General features: G+C 44.5%; 16 protein-coding genes and 1 pseudogene. 11 read left to right on the forward strand and 6 right to left on the reverse strand.

Annotated features, from left to right (window positions below; genetic code table 11):
* The 7 genes and pseudogenes from AACU98_RS10280 to AACU98_RS10310 all read left to right on the forward strand — a co-directional run.
* Positions 1 to 227, forward strand: a pseudogene (locus tag AACU98_RS10280) (hypothetical protein); the annotation flags it as partial.
* A gap of 19 nt (positions 228 to 246) precedes the next feature.
* Positions 247 to 1,890: an McrB family protein gene (locus AACU98_RS10285; protein ID WP_161735663.1), complete on the forward strand. Its 1,644-nt coding sequence runs from the start codon at positions 247 to 249 to the stop codon at positions 1,888 to 1,890.
* Between the two features lie 3 nt (positions 1,891 to 1,893).
* The gene (locus AACU98_RS10290) at positions 1,894 to 3,321 is read left to right on the forward strand and encodes a 5-methylcytosine restriction system specificity protein McrC (protein ID WP_161735889.1); all 1,428 of its coding nucleotides are present in this window, start codon (positions 1,894 to 1,896) and stop codon (positions 3,319 to 3,321) included.
* Positions 3,322 to 3,384: 63 nt separating this feature from the next.
* Positions 3,385 to 3,534, forward strand: a complete 150-nt coding sequence (locus AACU98_RS18450) for a hypothetical protein (protein WP_004245648.1) — start codon at positions 3,385 to 3,387, stop codon at positions 3,532 to 3,534.
* 60 nt (positions 3,535 to 3,594) lie between these two features.
* Positions 3,595 to 3,801 (forward strand): LexA family protein, encoded by a 207-nt coding sequence (locus AACU98_RS18455; RefSeq protein WP_427910263.1) that lies wholly within the window; start codon positions 3,595 to 3,597, stop codon positions 3,799 to 3,801.
* 1,135 nt (positions 3,802 to 4,936) lie between these two features.
* Positions 4,937 to 5,257: a helix-turn-helix domain-containing protein gene (locus tag AACU98_RS10305; protein ID WP_000122829.1), complete on the forward strand. Its 321-nt coding sequence runs from the start codon at positions 4,937 to 4,939 to the stop codon at positions 5,255 to 5,257.
* Positions 5,250 to 6,464 (forward strand): type II toxin-antitoxin system HipA family toxin, encoded by a 1,215-nt coding sequence (locus tag AACU98_RS10310; protein ID WP_004249310.1) that lies wholly within the window; start codon positions 5,250 to 5,252, stop codon positions 6,462 to 6,464. The genes AACU98_RS10305 and AACU98_RS10310 overlap by 8 nt, the downstream gene beginning before the upstream one ends.
* 427 nt (positions 6,465 to 6,891) lie before the next feature.
* Here AACU98_RS10310 and AACU98_RS10320 read toward each other — a convergent pair whose 3' ends face one another.
* From AACU98_RS10320 to AACU98_RS10330, 3 genes are all read right to left on the reverse strand, one after another.
* On the reverse strand, positions 6,892 to 8,133 hold the full coding sequence (locus tag AACU98_RS10320; protein ID WP_004249312.1) for a tyrosine-type recombinase/integrase: 1,242 nt from the start codon (positions 8,131 to 8,133) through the stop codon (positions 6,892 to 6,894).
* A 1-nt stretch (position 8,134) separates the two neighbouring features.
* A complete protein-coding gene (locus tag AACU98_RS18460; protein WP_162303282.1) occupies positions 8,135 to 8,281 on the reverse strand; it encodes a hypothetical protein in 147 nt (48 codons plus the stop codon).
* Between the two features lie 125 nt (positions 8,282 to 8,406).
* Positions 8,407 to 9,381, reverse strand: coding sequence for a ParM/StbA family protein (locus tag AACU98_RS10330; RefSeq protein WP_000497807.1), 975 nt, complete (start codon positions 9,379 to 9,381; stop codon positions 8,407 to 8,409).
* A 482-nt stretch (positions 9,382 to 9,863) separates the two neighbouring features.
* Here AACU98_RS10330 and mobI point away from each other — a divergent pair, with 482 nt between their 5' ends.
* Entirely contained in the window at positions 9,864 to 10,289 is a 426-nt protein-coding gene (gene mobI, locus AACU98_RS10335; RefSeq protein ID WP_004249331.1) for a conjugative transfer protein MobI(A/C), read from the forward strand.
* Between the two features lie 10 nt (positions 10,290 to 10,299).
* Here mobI and umuC read toward each other — a convergent pair whose 3' ends face one another.
* Positions 10,300 to 11,568: a translesion error-prone DNA polymerase V subunit UmuC gene (umuC, locus tag AACU98_RS10340; RefSeq protein WP_036973679.1), complete on the reverse strand. Its 1,269-nt coding sequence runs from the start codon at positions 11,566 to 11,568 to the stop codon at positions 10,300 to 10,302.
* Positions 11,569 to 11,575: 7 nt separating this feature from the next.
* Positions 11,576 to 12,025: a translesion error-prone DNA polymerase V autoproteolytic subunit gene (gene umuD / locus AACU98_RS10345; protein WP_004249334.1), complete on the reverse strand. Its 450-nt coding sequence runs from the start codon at positions 12,023 to 12,025 to the stop codon at positions 11,576 to 11,578.
* On the opposite strand from umuD, the gene AACU98_RS10350 reads away from it, so the two are divergent.
* From AACU98_RS10350 to AACU98_RS10360, 3 genes are all read left to right on the forward strand, one after another.
* Complete coding sequence (locus AACU98_RS10350) at positions 12,024 to 12,176, forward strand: hypothetical protein (RefSeq protein WP_156868445.1); 153 nt, start codon at positions 12,024 to 12,026, stop codon at positions 12,174 to 12,176. The two genes, umuD and AACU98_RS10350, sit on opposite strands and share 2 nt — an antisense overlap.
* Positions 12,177 to 12,664: 488 nt before the next feature.
* Entirely contained in the window at positions 12,665 to 13,573 is a 909-nt protein-coding gene (locus AACU98_RS10355; RefSeq protein WP_004249335.1) for a 3'-5' exonuclease, read from the forward strand.
* Positions 13,574 to 13,646: 73 nt separating this feature from the next.
* Complete coding sequence (locus AACU98_RS10360; protein WP_425595904.1) at positions 13,647 to 13,847, forward strand: hypothetical protein; 201 nt, start codon at positions 13,647 to 13,649, stop codon at positions 13,845 to 13,847.
* 9 nt (positions 13,848 to 13,856) lie between these two features.
* On the opposite strand, the gene AACU98_RS10365 is transcribed toward AACU98_RS10360, so the two are convergent.
* On the reverse strand, positions 13,857 to 15,065 hold the full coding sequence (locus AACU98_RS10365) for an IS4-like element ISVsa5 family transposase (protein ID WP_001339175.1): 1,209 nt from the start codon (positions 15,063 to 15,065) through the stop codon (positions 13,857 to 13,859).

Raw genomic sequence — 15,065 nt, forward strand, 5'->3', positions numbered from 1 at the left:
CTTCAAGGTTATTTAGCTCATCATTGACAAAAGCAATTTTGCCTGAAAAGGTAGCTCTTCATAAGAACCAAAAATATAGTAACAAAGCTGATATTTGGCGGCACAGTAACAGTGATTTGCATTTTGTGGTCGTTCCGTCAGGAGCGATGAAGACTTTGGTTACTGTTTACAGGCTAAATGAGTCTCTCACAAAAGCGCAAAATGAATTCAAGATGTGTGTCCGATAATCCAGTAACAAGGGAATAAATGAAAAGTAGACTGAAAAACCTATATAAATATCTTATTGAGAACAGGAAACATGAAGTCAATGGATGGCACAAAGCCTATCGTGACTTTTACAGTCAGGTCGCTCAAATTCGTGAGCGAATCACATCTGGAGAAGGCTTGTCTCAAAATGATGAAGCTTTTCTGAAGCAGTTAATCTATGAGAAGAGCAACGGTATCGCTTCTCGCGGACAGTCTGTGTTGAGCAATGACAATTTCCAGTCATTCATTAAAAACAAGAATTTCATATCCGCATTAGAAAAATTTATATTGATTCCAAACAGTGAAAACTTCACGATTTTTTCTGATTCGTGGTCTAACCAAGGTAAATCCAACAACCCTGTTCTCGTTAATCGAGTGGCAGCAGCTTGTACGCTCGAAGTCTCCACAACGGTTGATTCCGGTAAATTTAATCAGGTTTTTAGTTGGCTTATACGCGAAGGAATAATTCCAGCATACCCAGCAGAAGAAAATCAAAGTTGGTTTGCTAAAAACATTTTTCTATTAAAGAGCATCAAAAGCGAGTTTGATAATGAGCTTCGGGAAGGTAAAACTGATGAGTTTTATCTTAGTCAGTTTGTTTGGGTGCTTTACGAGAATTTGTCAAACCCATTCAGTTTAAAGAAGCAGATTGTTAAATACGGTGCGCCGGGGACAGGGAAAACTTATCAAGCTCGCCTGCAAACTTCGCTCTTGTTTGACATCTGGAAAGAGGAATTTGCTCCCTACAGCCGTCTCACACATGCAAGTCAGATTGAGTTGGTTCAATTTCATCCTTCTTTCAGTTATGAAGACTTTATGGAAGGGCTACGTCCTGTTTTGGACAGTGATGGGAACTCTCAATTAACGTTGCAAAATGGTGTTTTTAAAGAGTTTTGCCGAAGCGCTGGTAAGTGGGAAATCGATGTGTATGGGCTTGGACTTACTCAGAAGTGGGAGTCTCTTACTATCAAGGAACTTCTCCCGTTTAGAGAAAAGTTATCAGGCGAGCATTGGCAGGATATTTTCGAAATATCAGATATATCCAAGCTTGTATCGGAAGCAGTACCACCATTTTTCTTTATAATTGATGAGGTAAACCGAGCTGAGTTGTCTCGCGTTTTTGGTGAGTTAATGTACTGTCTGGAATACCGAGGCACTAGAGGTTGCGTTAAAACCCAATATGCCAATCTGAACAATGAACATACTGGTATGCTTAAGGACGCTAAAGGGTATTTGTTCTTCATTCCAACAAACATCTATCTTATTGGAACGATGAACACGATAGACAGAAGTGTCGAAAGTTTTGACTTCGCTTTACGTCGAAGATTCCGTTGGGAAGAAGTGGTGCCTGATATGGCGCTATTGAAATACCATTTGAACCAATTTTGCAAAGCTTGGCTGCCCCTGGTGGATAACCTTGAACGCTTGAATGAATTGATAGCTAAAGAGCCTTTGCTTGGTAATGATTACCAAATTGGTCATGCCTATTTGATGGATTTGAAGTATGCAACCAGCCTTACAGTTTCGGAGGTACGAGAGCGTGTATGGGATGATTGTATTCGTCCGTTATTACAGGAGTATCTTCGTGGAACAGGTAAGGAGACTGAACTGATTAGCTCCTTCGGAAAGGCATTTGGGGTTTAAACTGTGTGGCTTTTCGATATCATTAAGAACGGCACACTGGTCGATAACCAGTCCTATTTTGTCAGCGAAGGCATTTTGACAAATAGACGTTTAGGAAAGTCGATAACCCTTAGTGCCAAATCAAAAGGACAATGGACCTATCCTCATAACGACGAGTCTGCAATTTGGCACTTTTTGAATTCGGTATCTCGTGATGTCGAAAAAACGCTGAATGATAATATTTCCGATGCTTTAATACTCTTCAATGATGAAGATTACGAACACAATACAGATGGCGGTTTCATCGGTGTCTCTGGTACGGATGCAAGAAATTTTAATCTCGACACGGGCAATCTAATCGGATTTGTTAAGCGAGGAGATTACTCTCTGAAGATCAGCTCACGTTTTGGTGATGCTTTCCTTCAATACATCATTGCAGATGCCGATGGATTTCTCGAATTAGAAAACATTGGAGGAGAAAGTCACGCAGACGGTTACGAGTGGCTTTTAGCATATCTATGGAACATTAAGTTTAAGAGAGCATACCGCCTGGGCTTGCCAAAGACTTATATTACAAGAAATGATCGTATTTCCCGCGTAAGGGGAACTATAAATGCTACAGATTATTTCCAGAATAAGTCATCTGGAAAATATTTATGCTCGTACCGAGAGCACAGCTACGACAGCCCTGCAACTTCACTTTTTATAAAAGCTTATGAAGCAGTCGCACATTACTCATTTTGTCACCAAACACGAAATATCTATAGTGCATTTCTGACTGCCAATCAGGGGATTAAAAGGTCACAGCAAGAAATTTTGAGGACTTCTCATTTCACCAACCCTTTCTACAATGATTATAACGTGCTCATTGACTTATCTAAGCAAGTCATTGACCGGAAGGGCTCTGATTTTGATTCGCAGCAGGATTCGAGTGCTTTCTTTTTCGATATTTCGATGTTGTTTGAATATTTCATTCGTAAGCTCATTAAGCGAGATGGGCTACGCCTGCTAGGTAAGTTCGAGCAACGTCAGCAAATAGCATCTGGTGCTCTCAGTGGTTATATGAGAAAACTTGAACCTGATCTTGTTATAGAAATCGATGAGAGTTTATTCGTATTTGATGTGAAGTATAAAGCATTTGATTCACAATTTGGGGTGAAGCGTGAAGATCTTTTTCAGCTACATACTTACATAGGGCAGTATGGAAATGTTGCCGCAATCAAGGGATGTGGATTTATTTACCCTATATCAGAAGAACGATGGGCTTCACTTAACCTTGAAAAAACACAGGGGGTGATTTCAGATATTATTCACCAGCAAGGGCAAGAGATACCGTTCCATGTGCTTTTTCTAAAAATTCCTGAAGATACTTATATTGATTTTAATAGGAAAATGAAAGAGCAGTGTAGTATTTTCATTGATGCCCTTTATTCTAAGGTTCTTAATCAGTGACGTTTTTTTGTGGAAAAAGGCCATTGATCAACGAAATGTCATTGCTTTGACGTCGAGATTGACTTGGGAGTCGGTAATGTAGAAGTCGTGCCTGATATCAAGGGAAGAATTCCTCTCATTAACTGGGTTCAGGCCGGTGATTGGACTGAAATAGCGAAGGAATTTGCCTATGAAGATGCTGAAGAGTGGCGTGAAGTCACAGGGAAAGCATGAGGGTGGTTTCGCACTTCGCGTAAAAGGCGACAGTATGGAAAATCCAAGCGGAAAAAAATCATACCCGAGGGGGCTGTGATCGTTGTTGATCCTGAGTTATCTTATTCTTCAGATTTATTGGTTGTTGCGCGTTTGGATGATTCGAAAGAAGCAACCTTTAAGCAGTTAGTCATTGACGATGAACAGAAATACCTAAAGCCTCTGGACTCCCAATATTCAGCAACAGCGATCAACGACAACGGCACCATCATTGGTGTGGCACGATAAGCTATTATCGATTTTTTGTAGCAAAGAAATTTGTGGCCTAGCCTCGGTTGTTCATCAGCTAAAAAAACAACGATTGCAAACAACGACAACAGAGCATTGGCACAATGCTGAGAATAAATAGATAACCATTGATTGTTTATAAAGCCAAGATAGGCGAAAATAAGCGCCAACTAAGATTAACTTACGGGTGAATGTGCTTTATAGTCACTTAATAAGTCGTTATAGAAATATCTCAGTGCAGTGCATTCACTTGTTTATCAACTAGAAGATCACTATTGATGTCTAATCCTATTTTTCAGCAAGAAGTTGCTCGCCGTAGAACTTTTGCCATTATTTCCCACCCTGATGCCGCCCAGCCTTTCAACGCTTAAAATCACCTTTCATTGCACACCACAATCACATCTCTACGTACTGAATTTAAAGGCTTTTTGTCTTTTTCTCGTTTATTTGCTTTTCAATGATGTTCAAACGTAACCTCGGAAAGTGTGTACAAACTTGAGTACAAATTCCGTTTTAGAGGCCTTTGGCGAAAATTCCATGACACAAACCTGTCTGTAGGCCTTGTGGTTACTGGGTTTGACGTAAAAAGTACTACCGTTAAAAAGAGTCTCTTTTTTGGTAAATGTTTTCTTCTGTACCAAATTACAAAATTTAATGAGGGAGTTTATTGTTGGTGTAATTTTTGCTTTAGTGTTTGTTTTTGAAGATGCTTGAAGCGAACCAATACGGTTATTTCTAATTGAGATATCAGACTTACCTTCAAATTTAGTTGCTGTGTACACCATCATTTTGCACTTGTTTTTCGACTTGTGTGTACAAAATTTCCTGTAACTGTGTACAAACTTCCTCTTTGTTGCACTTATCTTCTGGCGATTTGACGCGAGTTCTTCTGTAGCCCTTGCTGTATAAGGGCTGAGCGACAAAAGTACTTAGGGAGTTTGATGCGTCAGTTCGCGATTATCAGGGAGAGTATCGCTCTTTTGTCGATGACAAAAATCTCCTTCTACTTATATGTAATTATGTATCAGGTCATGGCTTTTGATATGTAATGGCTAATCAAATTTGTGTTATTTGAGTTGCTGTGATATGTTTTTGTATATAATTATTCTTAAGTGATGCATTAAGGCGTATCGAAATGAGCTATGTAACAGAGCAGATACTAGAAAGTCTTCGAGAAGCTCGGGTACGAAAGGGGTTTAGCCAGAGAGAGTTAAGTGCTCGTTCGGGTGTGCCTCAAAGCCATATTTCGAAAATCGAGTCTGGCAGTGTTGATTTAAGAATATCCAGTTTGATTGCACTTGCCCGTGTACTAGACCTAGAGCTATTGGTTGCACCTAAAAAGTCTGTACCTGCCATCAAGTCGATCATTCGAAGTGGCCAAGGTATTAACGGCATCAGCGATGAGGGTGAGCCAATGTCGCCCGCGTATCAGTTAGAGGAAGACGACGATGACTAACCATGTCTCTACGCTCAACGTGTTGCTCTATGGTGAACCGATCGCAACGATTACCAACGTGGGTAATGACAGAACACTTTTTGCCTTTATGGATTCGTACATTAATGACGAATCGCGGCCTGTGTTAGGGCTTGGCTTTAAAGATTCGCTCGGTGGCCTGCTGACTAGCTTCAAACCTACCCAAACTAAGTTAACCCCGTTTTTCTCCAACCTTTTACCAGAAGAAACCATGCGTAATTACCTGGCTGAGCGTGCTGGTGTGAACCCAGCACGGGAGTTTTTTCTATTGTGGGTGCTAGGGCAGGATTTAGCTGGCGCGATCACGGTTGAACCGGCGGATGGTGAAGCGCTGCCACCTAATGTGCATCAAGGCATTGACGATGAAACGAAAATTGAAGCGCCGATGCGCTTCTCATTGGCGGGTGTGCAGTTGAAGTTTTCAGCCGTGCAACAGGCTAACGGCGGCTTGACCATTCCAGCAACTGGTAAAGGTGGCTCTTGGATTGTGAAGTTGCCGTCATCTCGATTTGACGCTGTGCCAGAAAATGAATATTCGATGATGGAACTGGCTCGCATGTTGGGGATGGATGTGCCAGAAACGCAGCTACTCCCGATTAACCAGATTGCTAATATTCCAGCAGGCATTGGCAAATATGGTGACAGTGCGTTTGTGATCAAGCGCTTTGATCGTGTTGATGGCCAAGCGATACACATTGAGGATTTTGCGCAAGTGTTTGGCGTCTATCCTCAAGATAAATACAAAAAAGCCAGTATGCGCAATATTGCTCAGGTTATCGGCATTGAAGGTAAAGACGAAGACATTGCAGAATTTACTCGCCGATTGGTGTTCAACACGCTAATTGGCAATGCCGATATGCATTTGAAGAATTGGTCTGTGATTTACAAAGATAAGCGCACTGCGTCTATTGCACCTGCTTATGACTTTGTTTCAACCATTCCTTATATCCCCGATGATAGTGCATCGCTGAAGGTGAGCCGTAGCAAGAAATTCAGCGATTTCACGCTGGATGAGATATCACACTTAGCGGCTAAAGCCATGTTGCCAGAAAAATTGGTGTTAGATACAGCCAAACAAACCGTAGCAGGCTTCCATGAGGTATGGGCGAAAGAAAAAGCGCATTTACCCCTTACTAAGTCAGTCATTGAAGCCATTGAAATGCACTTACGAAGCATACCGCTACGCTGAATACCTAGTAGCTAGAGCGTGCATATCGATAAAGATGGTTTAACTTAATGCGATTTTACGGCGCTTTTCGCCGTAAACTGGAAATTTGGTAAACTGCACAATGATACCGGTGTCATGATAAGGCTGATCTTCTGAACAAATCATGCATCTTTCTGACCATCAACTAGTGATGAATCAGGCGATGATAGCTTAACATTGATTTTCAGGAGAATGCAGATGACAGCAGTAGCGCACCAAGTAACCCCTTTTCTAACGTCTTACGAAGTTATGGCTCGTTACCACATTAGCTATACGACTCTCTGGCGAAGAATAAAAGATGGCAGCTTGCCGCAACCTCGCATCAACCGAAATACACGAAACAAGCTGTGGCACATTGAAGACTTGGAGGAGTATGAGAAGAAAGAGGACTGAGCCTCTTTCTTTTATTTTACTGTCCGAAACGCCAGTTGAATGGAAAGCCTGTCGGCTCGATGATGGTTTCTAGCTGTTGATACCAAACGTCGTAAGCATGACGCATTTCATCCAGGTACTGATATTGGTTGTAGATAGCATCCAACCCTTTTTTGCTGTGGCCAATCATCAACTCGGCAACTTCTTGCGTGGTGATGGCTGACATTCGCGTTCGCATCGTTCTGCGAAGATCATGCATAGACCAATGTTCCATCTCAACACCAAGCGATCTGCGAGCCCAGATTTTCACATTATTAGGAATAGTGGTATCAAAGCCATTTGTGGCAAGCTCTTCTTGTCCGTTCGCGGGAAACAAGTAGGTTGATTTGCTCATCTGCATCGCCAGTTCAATCAGCTCAATAGCTGGCTTAATCAATGGCCGCATGATCGGCGCTCCAATTTTCTCACCTTGTTTGCGGATCTCTATGGGCACTGTCCACATTGCAGATTGCAAGTCAAAGTGATGCTTTTCAGCTTGAATGAGTTCTCCCTTACGGCCTCCCAATAACAGAAGCAATTTTATGTAGATGCGATTCTTCTCAGTGATTTTTGACTCATGCAAATAGCGCCAAAGTATCCTGATCTCGTTGTCATTTAGCACCCGAGTTCGTTTGCCTTTCTTACCGCCAACCTTCTTTGCTGTGATCCCAGCAGCAGCGTTAATTTCCAAGATTTGTTCATCAATCAGCCAGTCATAGAACTTATGCAGTACAGACACTAGGCGCTCTGTGTTTGACGGAGACGACTCTGAAACCTCACGAAGACAGTTTCTTAAGGACAATTCATTGATGTCAGTTAATGGGTACTTGCCAAGTCTGGGCAGCAAATATATTTCACTGCTACGTTTTTGGAAGTGCCACGTTTTCTCCTTTAATCCTTGCTTACCGGCAGAGTCTATCCAGTCTCGAAAAATCGATTCGAAGCTTTGGTTGGCAGAATACTTAGCCCGTTCCTGCTGAAGGTAGAGCTTAGGGTTTCGGCCTTGATCAAGTACAGCCCTTAACCTATCCAGCTCATTCCTAGCTTCAGCAAGCTTCATAAGTGGGTAAGTACCTATGTCTACCCGCTGTTGCTTGCCATCGAAACGATAACGAAACTGAAAAACAATTTTGCCCTTGGGCGATACCCGAGCACTTAGCCCATCTCGGTCGGCTTTTACTACGGTTTCTTTTGCTTCTTTATTTAACCTGGCATCGAGCCAGCTAACTGATAACGCCATGTTATAAGCCCAGCCCTAGTTTTGATTTTAATGATTGTTTACGTGATTCTGCTTTGGGTTCTGGCGCTGTACTGACAGAAGTAATTTCACCATCTGGTGCATGGCCATCCACCGGTGCAGATGTCGTTGATATATTGGGTTGGCTCATGTGAATTAACCCAAAGGTGGCCAGCATCCGCAGACGCTCAGCGCGTTCCCGTGGCGGCGTCTTTTCCAATTCTTTGAGTAGTTCAGGGTGGCTCCCTGGGGGAATGTTGACGACAACTCTCATAATCAGGCCCCATAAAACCAGAAGCCTCGGACGTTCGCCAAAACAGACTGTTCCGGCACGATGATTTTGCTTCGTGAAAAAATCTCCTTGGCCGCTTCCTTATAAGCCAAGGCTCCACCTCCGGCGATCAATACCAAGTCCGCATTGATGCTTTCGTCGCGCATAGATTGGCGCATGGCTGTAAGAGCAACAGGCGCTACCTTTTTCATGGCAGCATTCAGATAAGGTGAAATATCGACTTTTTCTCCAAATAGCAGGACCTGCAAGTCGCCTGTTCTCATGGCTTTTTCAAGTCGATCCATACCTACTTTGGCACCGTGATCTTCTGAAATCAGCTTATCAATGGTTTCCAGTAGCACGGACATTGCCTGAAGGCTGGTTCCTGAAGAGCTGTAGCGAATTTCTCCGGCCTCAAGAGCAACCCAATCAACAGAAAAGAAGCCGGGGTCTATGACGACGACGCGACCTTCTTCAATCAAGCCCAAATCACCACCTGTTTGAACCAGATCCATATAGGCACCGGCAGGCTGCGGCAGCACTTTGACGTCATGAACGGTGATGCTGCGCTTTGGCGTCACTTGATGGACACCTTTTAAACGCTGTACAAGGTCAGACTTACGTTGTGGTTCATGAAACTGGGAAACCGGTAATCCAGTGACAACCAAATCGATGGACTCAGTTTCAGCCATTAACAAGGCGGCATGAAAAAGCGCCTTATAGGTTTTTGTGGTGGGATATTCTGGGTGAAGTTCCCGTTCCCAACCTTGAAGGCGTCCAGCAGGCACACCAGCGGCCCAACGCTCATTATCGACAGAGACATACAAACAAGTTTCATCATCGCCTCCACCGATACGCTCCGGCATACGATCCGCTGGACCGGCACCCGCAGGTAGAATAATGGTTTTCGGTTCACTACCTGATTGGCCAATTGCCAGCTTCAGGTTTGAGTAACCGATATCTACGCCTAGTACAAACATACTTATCTCCTGTGCACTCAAAGTGCTCTAACGGTTTTCAATCAACCGCGCTGTTCACGCTTGGGCATTTCCAAGTGCTCTGGCGGTTCACTCAAATGTCATTATCAGGATTCGGTGCACTGGCGGTGGGCAGAAAGGTGACAAATCCTTTCATCTATCTGCCTATTGCATTTTCGCAAAAGTATGAGAATAGGCTCTGTTTGGCGGTGGATGACTGAGCCAAAAAAATCGAGACGCCAAACGTCGTTTGCATTCTGGCCTGAACTCGCCAAACGGTTTGTATCTTCATGGCGATACGTCTTTTCAGGCATTTATATGTGAAATCGGGCTGTATCCCTTGTCAGGTATGGGATTGCGCGAGTTGATTTATATCGAGACGCCAAACAGTGATTGTTACGGCAGTTTTACGTTTGGCGTTTCGATCCAAAAGCCAAACGGATAGTAGTTTTGGCTTTTGGGGTTAATTGGATGGGGAAATTGGTTTGGTAGAAATCGTCAATGAACAATGGAAATCAGAAGTATCAAATTTATTGCAGCAAGAAACGGACAGGCTAAAAGCGCTGGCAAGAGCTGAAGTTGATGACTTTTGGGTTACCCATTACAAGGTTCGTGAGAATGAGCCCTTTAAAGACTGGGGGCTGCTTGGTGTCCGTATCAGAGACTTTAAGTATGGCTTTGGCATAGAGTGGTACATCAACAGCTTTCACGGTCAACGAGGTAAGCGCGTAGTCTTTAGTAAAGGACTGCGTATCTCAAAGACGAAGCTGAGATACTCATTTTTGGACTGCCAAGGTTTGGCCAAAGAATGGGAGTTAGCGCTGGCTATGGAGAAAGAGGAATTTTTCAGTGATATTCGACGCCAGGTTGATAAGCTCAACATGCTGCGTCGCAGAGTGAATGCCTACTGAGTTAACTGCGCTACTTAACTCGCGGTAATTGGTCCCAGCGTGTTGTATAAGCGGGAGATAAATGCTCTCGCTTCATCGACCAATCTTTCTTCGTACCTTGTCCAGCAAAGAAAACCTTTCCGGCACCGCTTTGGTTAATGGTGTCCAATACAGACATTAACTGCTGGCTATTAGAGCGGGTCGATACGTCATCGAATAGTCCTGGTTGAAACATACCAGGATCGTAAAAGTCAGACAGCATGACGCCCGCTTTGGCATAACGAAAACCATCCTTCCAAATCCGCTTGAGTAAGTGATTGGCCAGCTCGATAAAGTCCCGCGTATCGCAACTGGGGATCAGCAACTCACCCGATGCAGAGTTGCTGTACTGCGGCTCGTTGTCCTTAAAGGGGCTGGTACGTATAAACACGGTCATCACTTTGGCTTGCTGCTGTTCTTTGCGAAGCTTCTCCGTGGCGCGGGTTGCGTATTCGCATATGGCTTCACGTAAGAATTCAAAGTGCGTCACTTTTACGCCAAATGAACGGCTACAGACAATTTGTTTCTTAGTTGGCGGGATCTCTTCAAGTTCAATGCACGACTCACCATTGAGCTCTCTGACGGTTCTCTCTAAAACCACCGAAAACTGGTCTCTGATGGCTCTAGGTGAGGCATTGGCTAGGTCTAAGGCTGTAGTGATACCCAACGCATTTAATCGCTTAGAAAGCCGCCTACCAACGCCCCAAACATCATCAACCGGGACTAATGCGAGCAATCGACGTTGCCGATCTGGATTGGTCAGGTCTACAACCCCTTGAGTAGCGGGATATTTCTTAGCGGCATGGTTAGCCAGCTTGGCGAGTGTTTTAGTCGGTGCAATGCCTACACAGACGCTGATCCCAATCCAGTGACCTATGCGCTCTCGCACTTGTTGTCCGAACTCGACAAGAGATATGGCAGACTCAATACCGGTTAAGTCCAAAAACGCTTCGTCAATCGAGTAAACCTCTACTCGTGGTGCCATCTCTTCCAAAGTGCGCATCACTCGACTGCTCAAATCTGCGTACAGCGCATAGTTGGACGAGAATGCCAAAATACCATGGCGCTGCATTTCAGCTTTGATCTGAAAGACGGGTACGCCCATTTTAATACCGAGTGACTTAGCTTCACGTGACCGTGCAACCACGCAGCCGTCGTTATTGGACAGCACCACAACCGGTGTATCTTTTAAATCAGGACGAAACAGCTTCTCACAACTGGCGTAAAAGTTGTTGCAGTCCACCAAGGCAAATACAGGCATGGGATCGTCACGACTTACGGCGCATGTTTCGCACCACATTGGTGACCACACCAAATATCTCTAACTCTGTCCCTTCAGGAATATGAATGGGCTCATACGCCTGGTTTCTTGGGATCAGCTTTACGCACGGCCTTAGTTGAAGTTCCTTTACCGTGAGTTCACCATGGATTCCCGCGATGACAATGTCACCGTGTTCTGCTTGGACAGAGCGATCAACCACCAAAATATCATCTGGGTGAATCCCAGCATCAATCATTGAATCACCTTCAACACGCACAAAGAATGTTGCAGCTGGTCGCTTGATGCACAGCTCGTTGAGGTCGAGCGTTTGCTCAACATAATCCTGCGCTGGTGAGGGAAAACCAGCAGAAACACGTTCCATGAACAATGGAATACGAAGGCGCTTGGCTTTGATGAAGGCAAGTACGCCGCTACGGCCTATCAGCGAGACACTCATGACGAACCTCGAAAAAATAGAATTAATACTGTTTGTTTATACAGTATCTAATGCTATGCTGATTTCTACAAGTAAAATTGTAGGTAAAACTGGTGTTGTTCGAGTAAGACGCTGTGTTGTCGGTGATTTATTTTTTGTGTTGAAAAACTAGATGTGGGGATAGCTCGCCCTCGTCAAAGCCTGCAAGGCTTGGACAATACTGCTTCTGCCTACTGCTCTTGTTTCTGTTACTGATCCTGTTACTGCTACTGGTTGACGCATGGGTCAAGTAACCGTCAGACAAGGCTTGTTGAACCCTTTGCAAAGGGTTTAAAAACAGTTAGTAAAATTCTGCTTCGTATTGAATTTACTGGCTTAAAGCGAAGTCAGGAGCATCTTTAAAATGCTCAGTCGAACTCAGTTCAAGCCTTTTTCAACCGTTTGAAAAGGGGTTGGCTAAGCCATACGTAAAGGGTATCGGTAAGGGTTACCTAAACGGTTTGGCTAAGGCTTTCTGAAAGGCTTAGCCAAAGCCTTCATACATGGGTTCACCCAGTAGAAAGATTAAAAAAACGCTGAGGTATCCAAGGTGCATTTTGTACAACCTGTGGCACAGTGAAATAACCCAAAGCGAACAACAGAATTGAAGAGGAACCATCAATGACAAGAGCCCCTGCGCCATTTCCGCTAGAGCGCCTCGCGGATATCCCAGAAAGACCAGAAGATTTTAGATTGCTGGAACGCATTCCTTTAACGCGTGAGCCGCAGTCCTGGCCACTTGAACTTTCTCCTATGGTCGGTGATGAACAGCCGATGGTGCTGCTCGATACAGAGACAACCGGACTGTCTGCCGATGACGAGTCCATTATTGAGCTTGGTATGGTTAAGGTGCTTTACAGCCCCTCTGCTCAGCGGATTGTGTCGATTGTTGATGTGATCAGCCTGTATGAAGATCCCGGCAAGCCAATCCCCGAGCTGATTACCGAATTAACCGGTATCACTGATGAGATGGTGCAAGGCCAGCGCATTGATGATGCTCTGGTAGCGAGTTGGTTATCCGATGATCCGCTGGTGGTTGCACACAATGCGCAGTTTGATCGTCCTTTCTTTGAAAAGCGGTTTGCCGCATTAGGCCATCTATCTTGGGCCTGTTCAGCTAGCGGCATAGATTGGAAAGCACTGGGCTTTGAAAGTCGGAAACTTGAGTACCTGCTGCTTCGCTTAGGTTGGTTCTATGAAGGACACCGAGCTGCAACCGATTGTTTGGCGATGGCCTGGTTGTTTCAATTGTTGCCCGAGTCCGTTGCAAACTTGTTGTCTGAAGCAGACAGGCGAACTGTGTTAGTTCGTGCGTTTGGTGCGCCGTTTGACGTAAAGGACTATTTAAAAGAGCGTGGTTACCGCTGGCATGACGGTGTTAAAGGTGCCAACAAACATTGGTGGCGCGAAATCAGCGAAGACGAGTTGCCGCAGGAACAAACTTACCTGGATGATTTGTATCATCGTGGCTCAGAACATGCCCACTATGACTACAAAGATGCCCGCAATCGATTTAAAGCTTTGTCATAGCCCCTTGCATATTTGAAAACCTCTGGAAAATGGAAAGTGAACTTATGGTTTAACCAACAAGAGGAATCTTTCCATGTACCAAGACACCTACATTGAATACTGGGGCGAAATCTTCGTCTCTGCCCGCATCATTGAATTTGGCATCACGTTCGAGCGCTTTCTTAAAGAACCATGGAAGCATTTGATGTCCTGTGGCCAAGAGTCTGCCCCAGACGCGATTGCTGAAGGGATGCTCCCATTGCTACCAGCCCAGGCAGAAGTTGCTAGGCGCTGAGAGATCCCCTCATAATTTCCCCAAAACGTAACCATGTGTGAATAGATTTTGAGTAAGCAGGGTTGCAGCCACGAGTGAGTCTTCCCTTGTTATTGTGTAGCCAGAATGCCGCAAAACTTCCATGCCTAAGCGAACTGTTGAGAGTACGTTTCGATTTCTGACTGTGTTAGCCTGGAAGTGCTTGTCCCAACCTTGTTTCTGAGCATGAACGCCCGCAAGCCAACATGTTAGTTGAAGCATCAGGGCGATTAGCAGCATGATATCAAAACGCTCTGAGCTGCTCGTTCGGCTATGGCGTAGGCCTAGTCCGTAGGCAGGACTTTTCAAGTCTCGGAAGGTTTCTTCAATCTGCATTCGCTTCGAATAGATATTAACAAGTTGTTTGGGTGTTCGAATTTCAACAGGTAAGTTAGTTGCTAGAACCCATGGCTCCTTTGCCGACGCTGAGTAGATTTTAGGTGACGGGTGGTGACAATGAGTCCGTGTCGAGCGCTGATTTTTTCGGCCTTTAGAGCGAGATTTATACAATAGAATTTGGCATGAGATTGGATTGCTTTTAGTCAGCCTCTTATAGCCTAAAGTCTTTGAGTGACTAGATGACATATCATGTAAGTTGCTGATAGGTTTCCAGTTTTCCGCTCCTAGGTCTGCATATTGTACTTTTCCTCTTACTCGACTTAACCAGTACCAACCCAGCTTCTCAACGGATTTATACCATGGCACTTTAAAGCCAGCATCACTGACAATGAGCGGTGTGGTGTTACTCGGTAGAATGCTCGCAAGGTCGGCTAGAAATTGGTCATGAGCTTTCTTTGAACATTGCTCTGAAAGCGGGAACGCTTTCTCATAAAGAGTAACAGAACGACCGTGTAGTGCGACTGAAGCTCGCAATACCATAAGTCGTTTTTGCTCACGAATATCAGACCAGTCAACAAGTACAATGGGCATCGTATTGCCCGAACAGATAAAGCTAGCATGCCAACGGTATACAGCGAGTCGCTCTTTGTGGAGGTGACGATTACCTAACAATCGGTCGATTCGTTTGATGTTATGTTTTGTTCTCGCTTTGGTTGGCAGGTTACGGCCAAGTTCGGTAAGAGTGAGAGTTTTACAGTCAAGTAATGCGTGGCAAGCCAACGTTAAGCTGTTGAGTCGTTTTAAGTGTAATTCGGGGCAGAATTGGTAAAGAGAGTCGTGTAAAATATCGAGTTCGCACAT

Source organism: Proteus sp. G4380, assembly GCF_963885725.1.
In the GTDB taxonomy this organism is placed as follows: domain Bacteria; phylum Pseudomonadota; class Gammaproteobacteria; order Enterobacterales; family Enterobacteriaceae; genus Proteus; species Proteus mirabilis.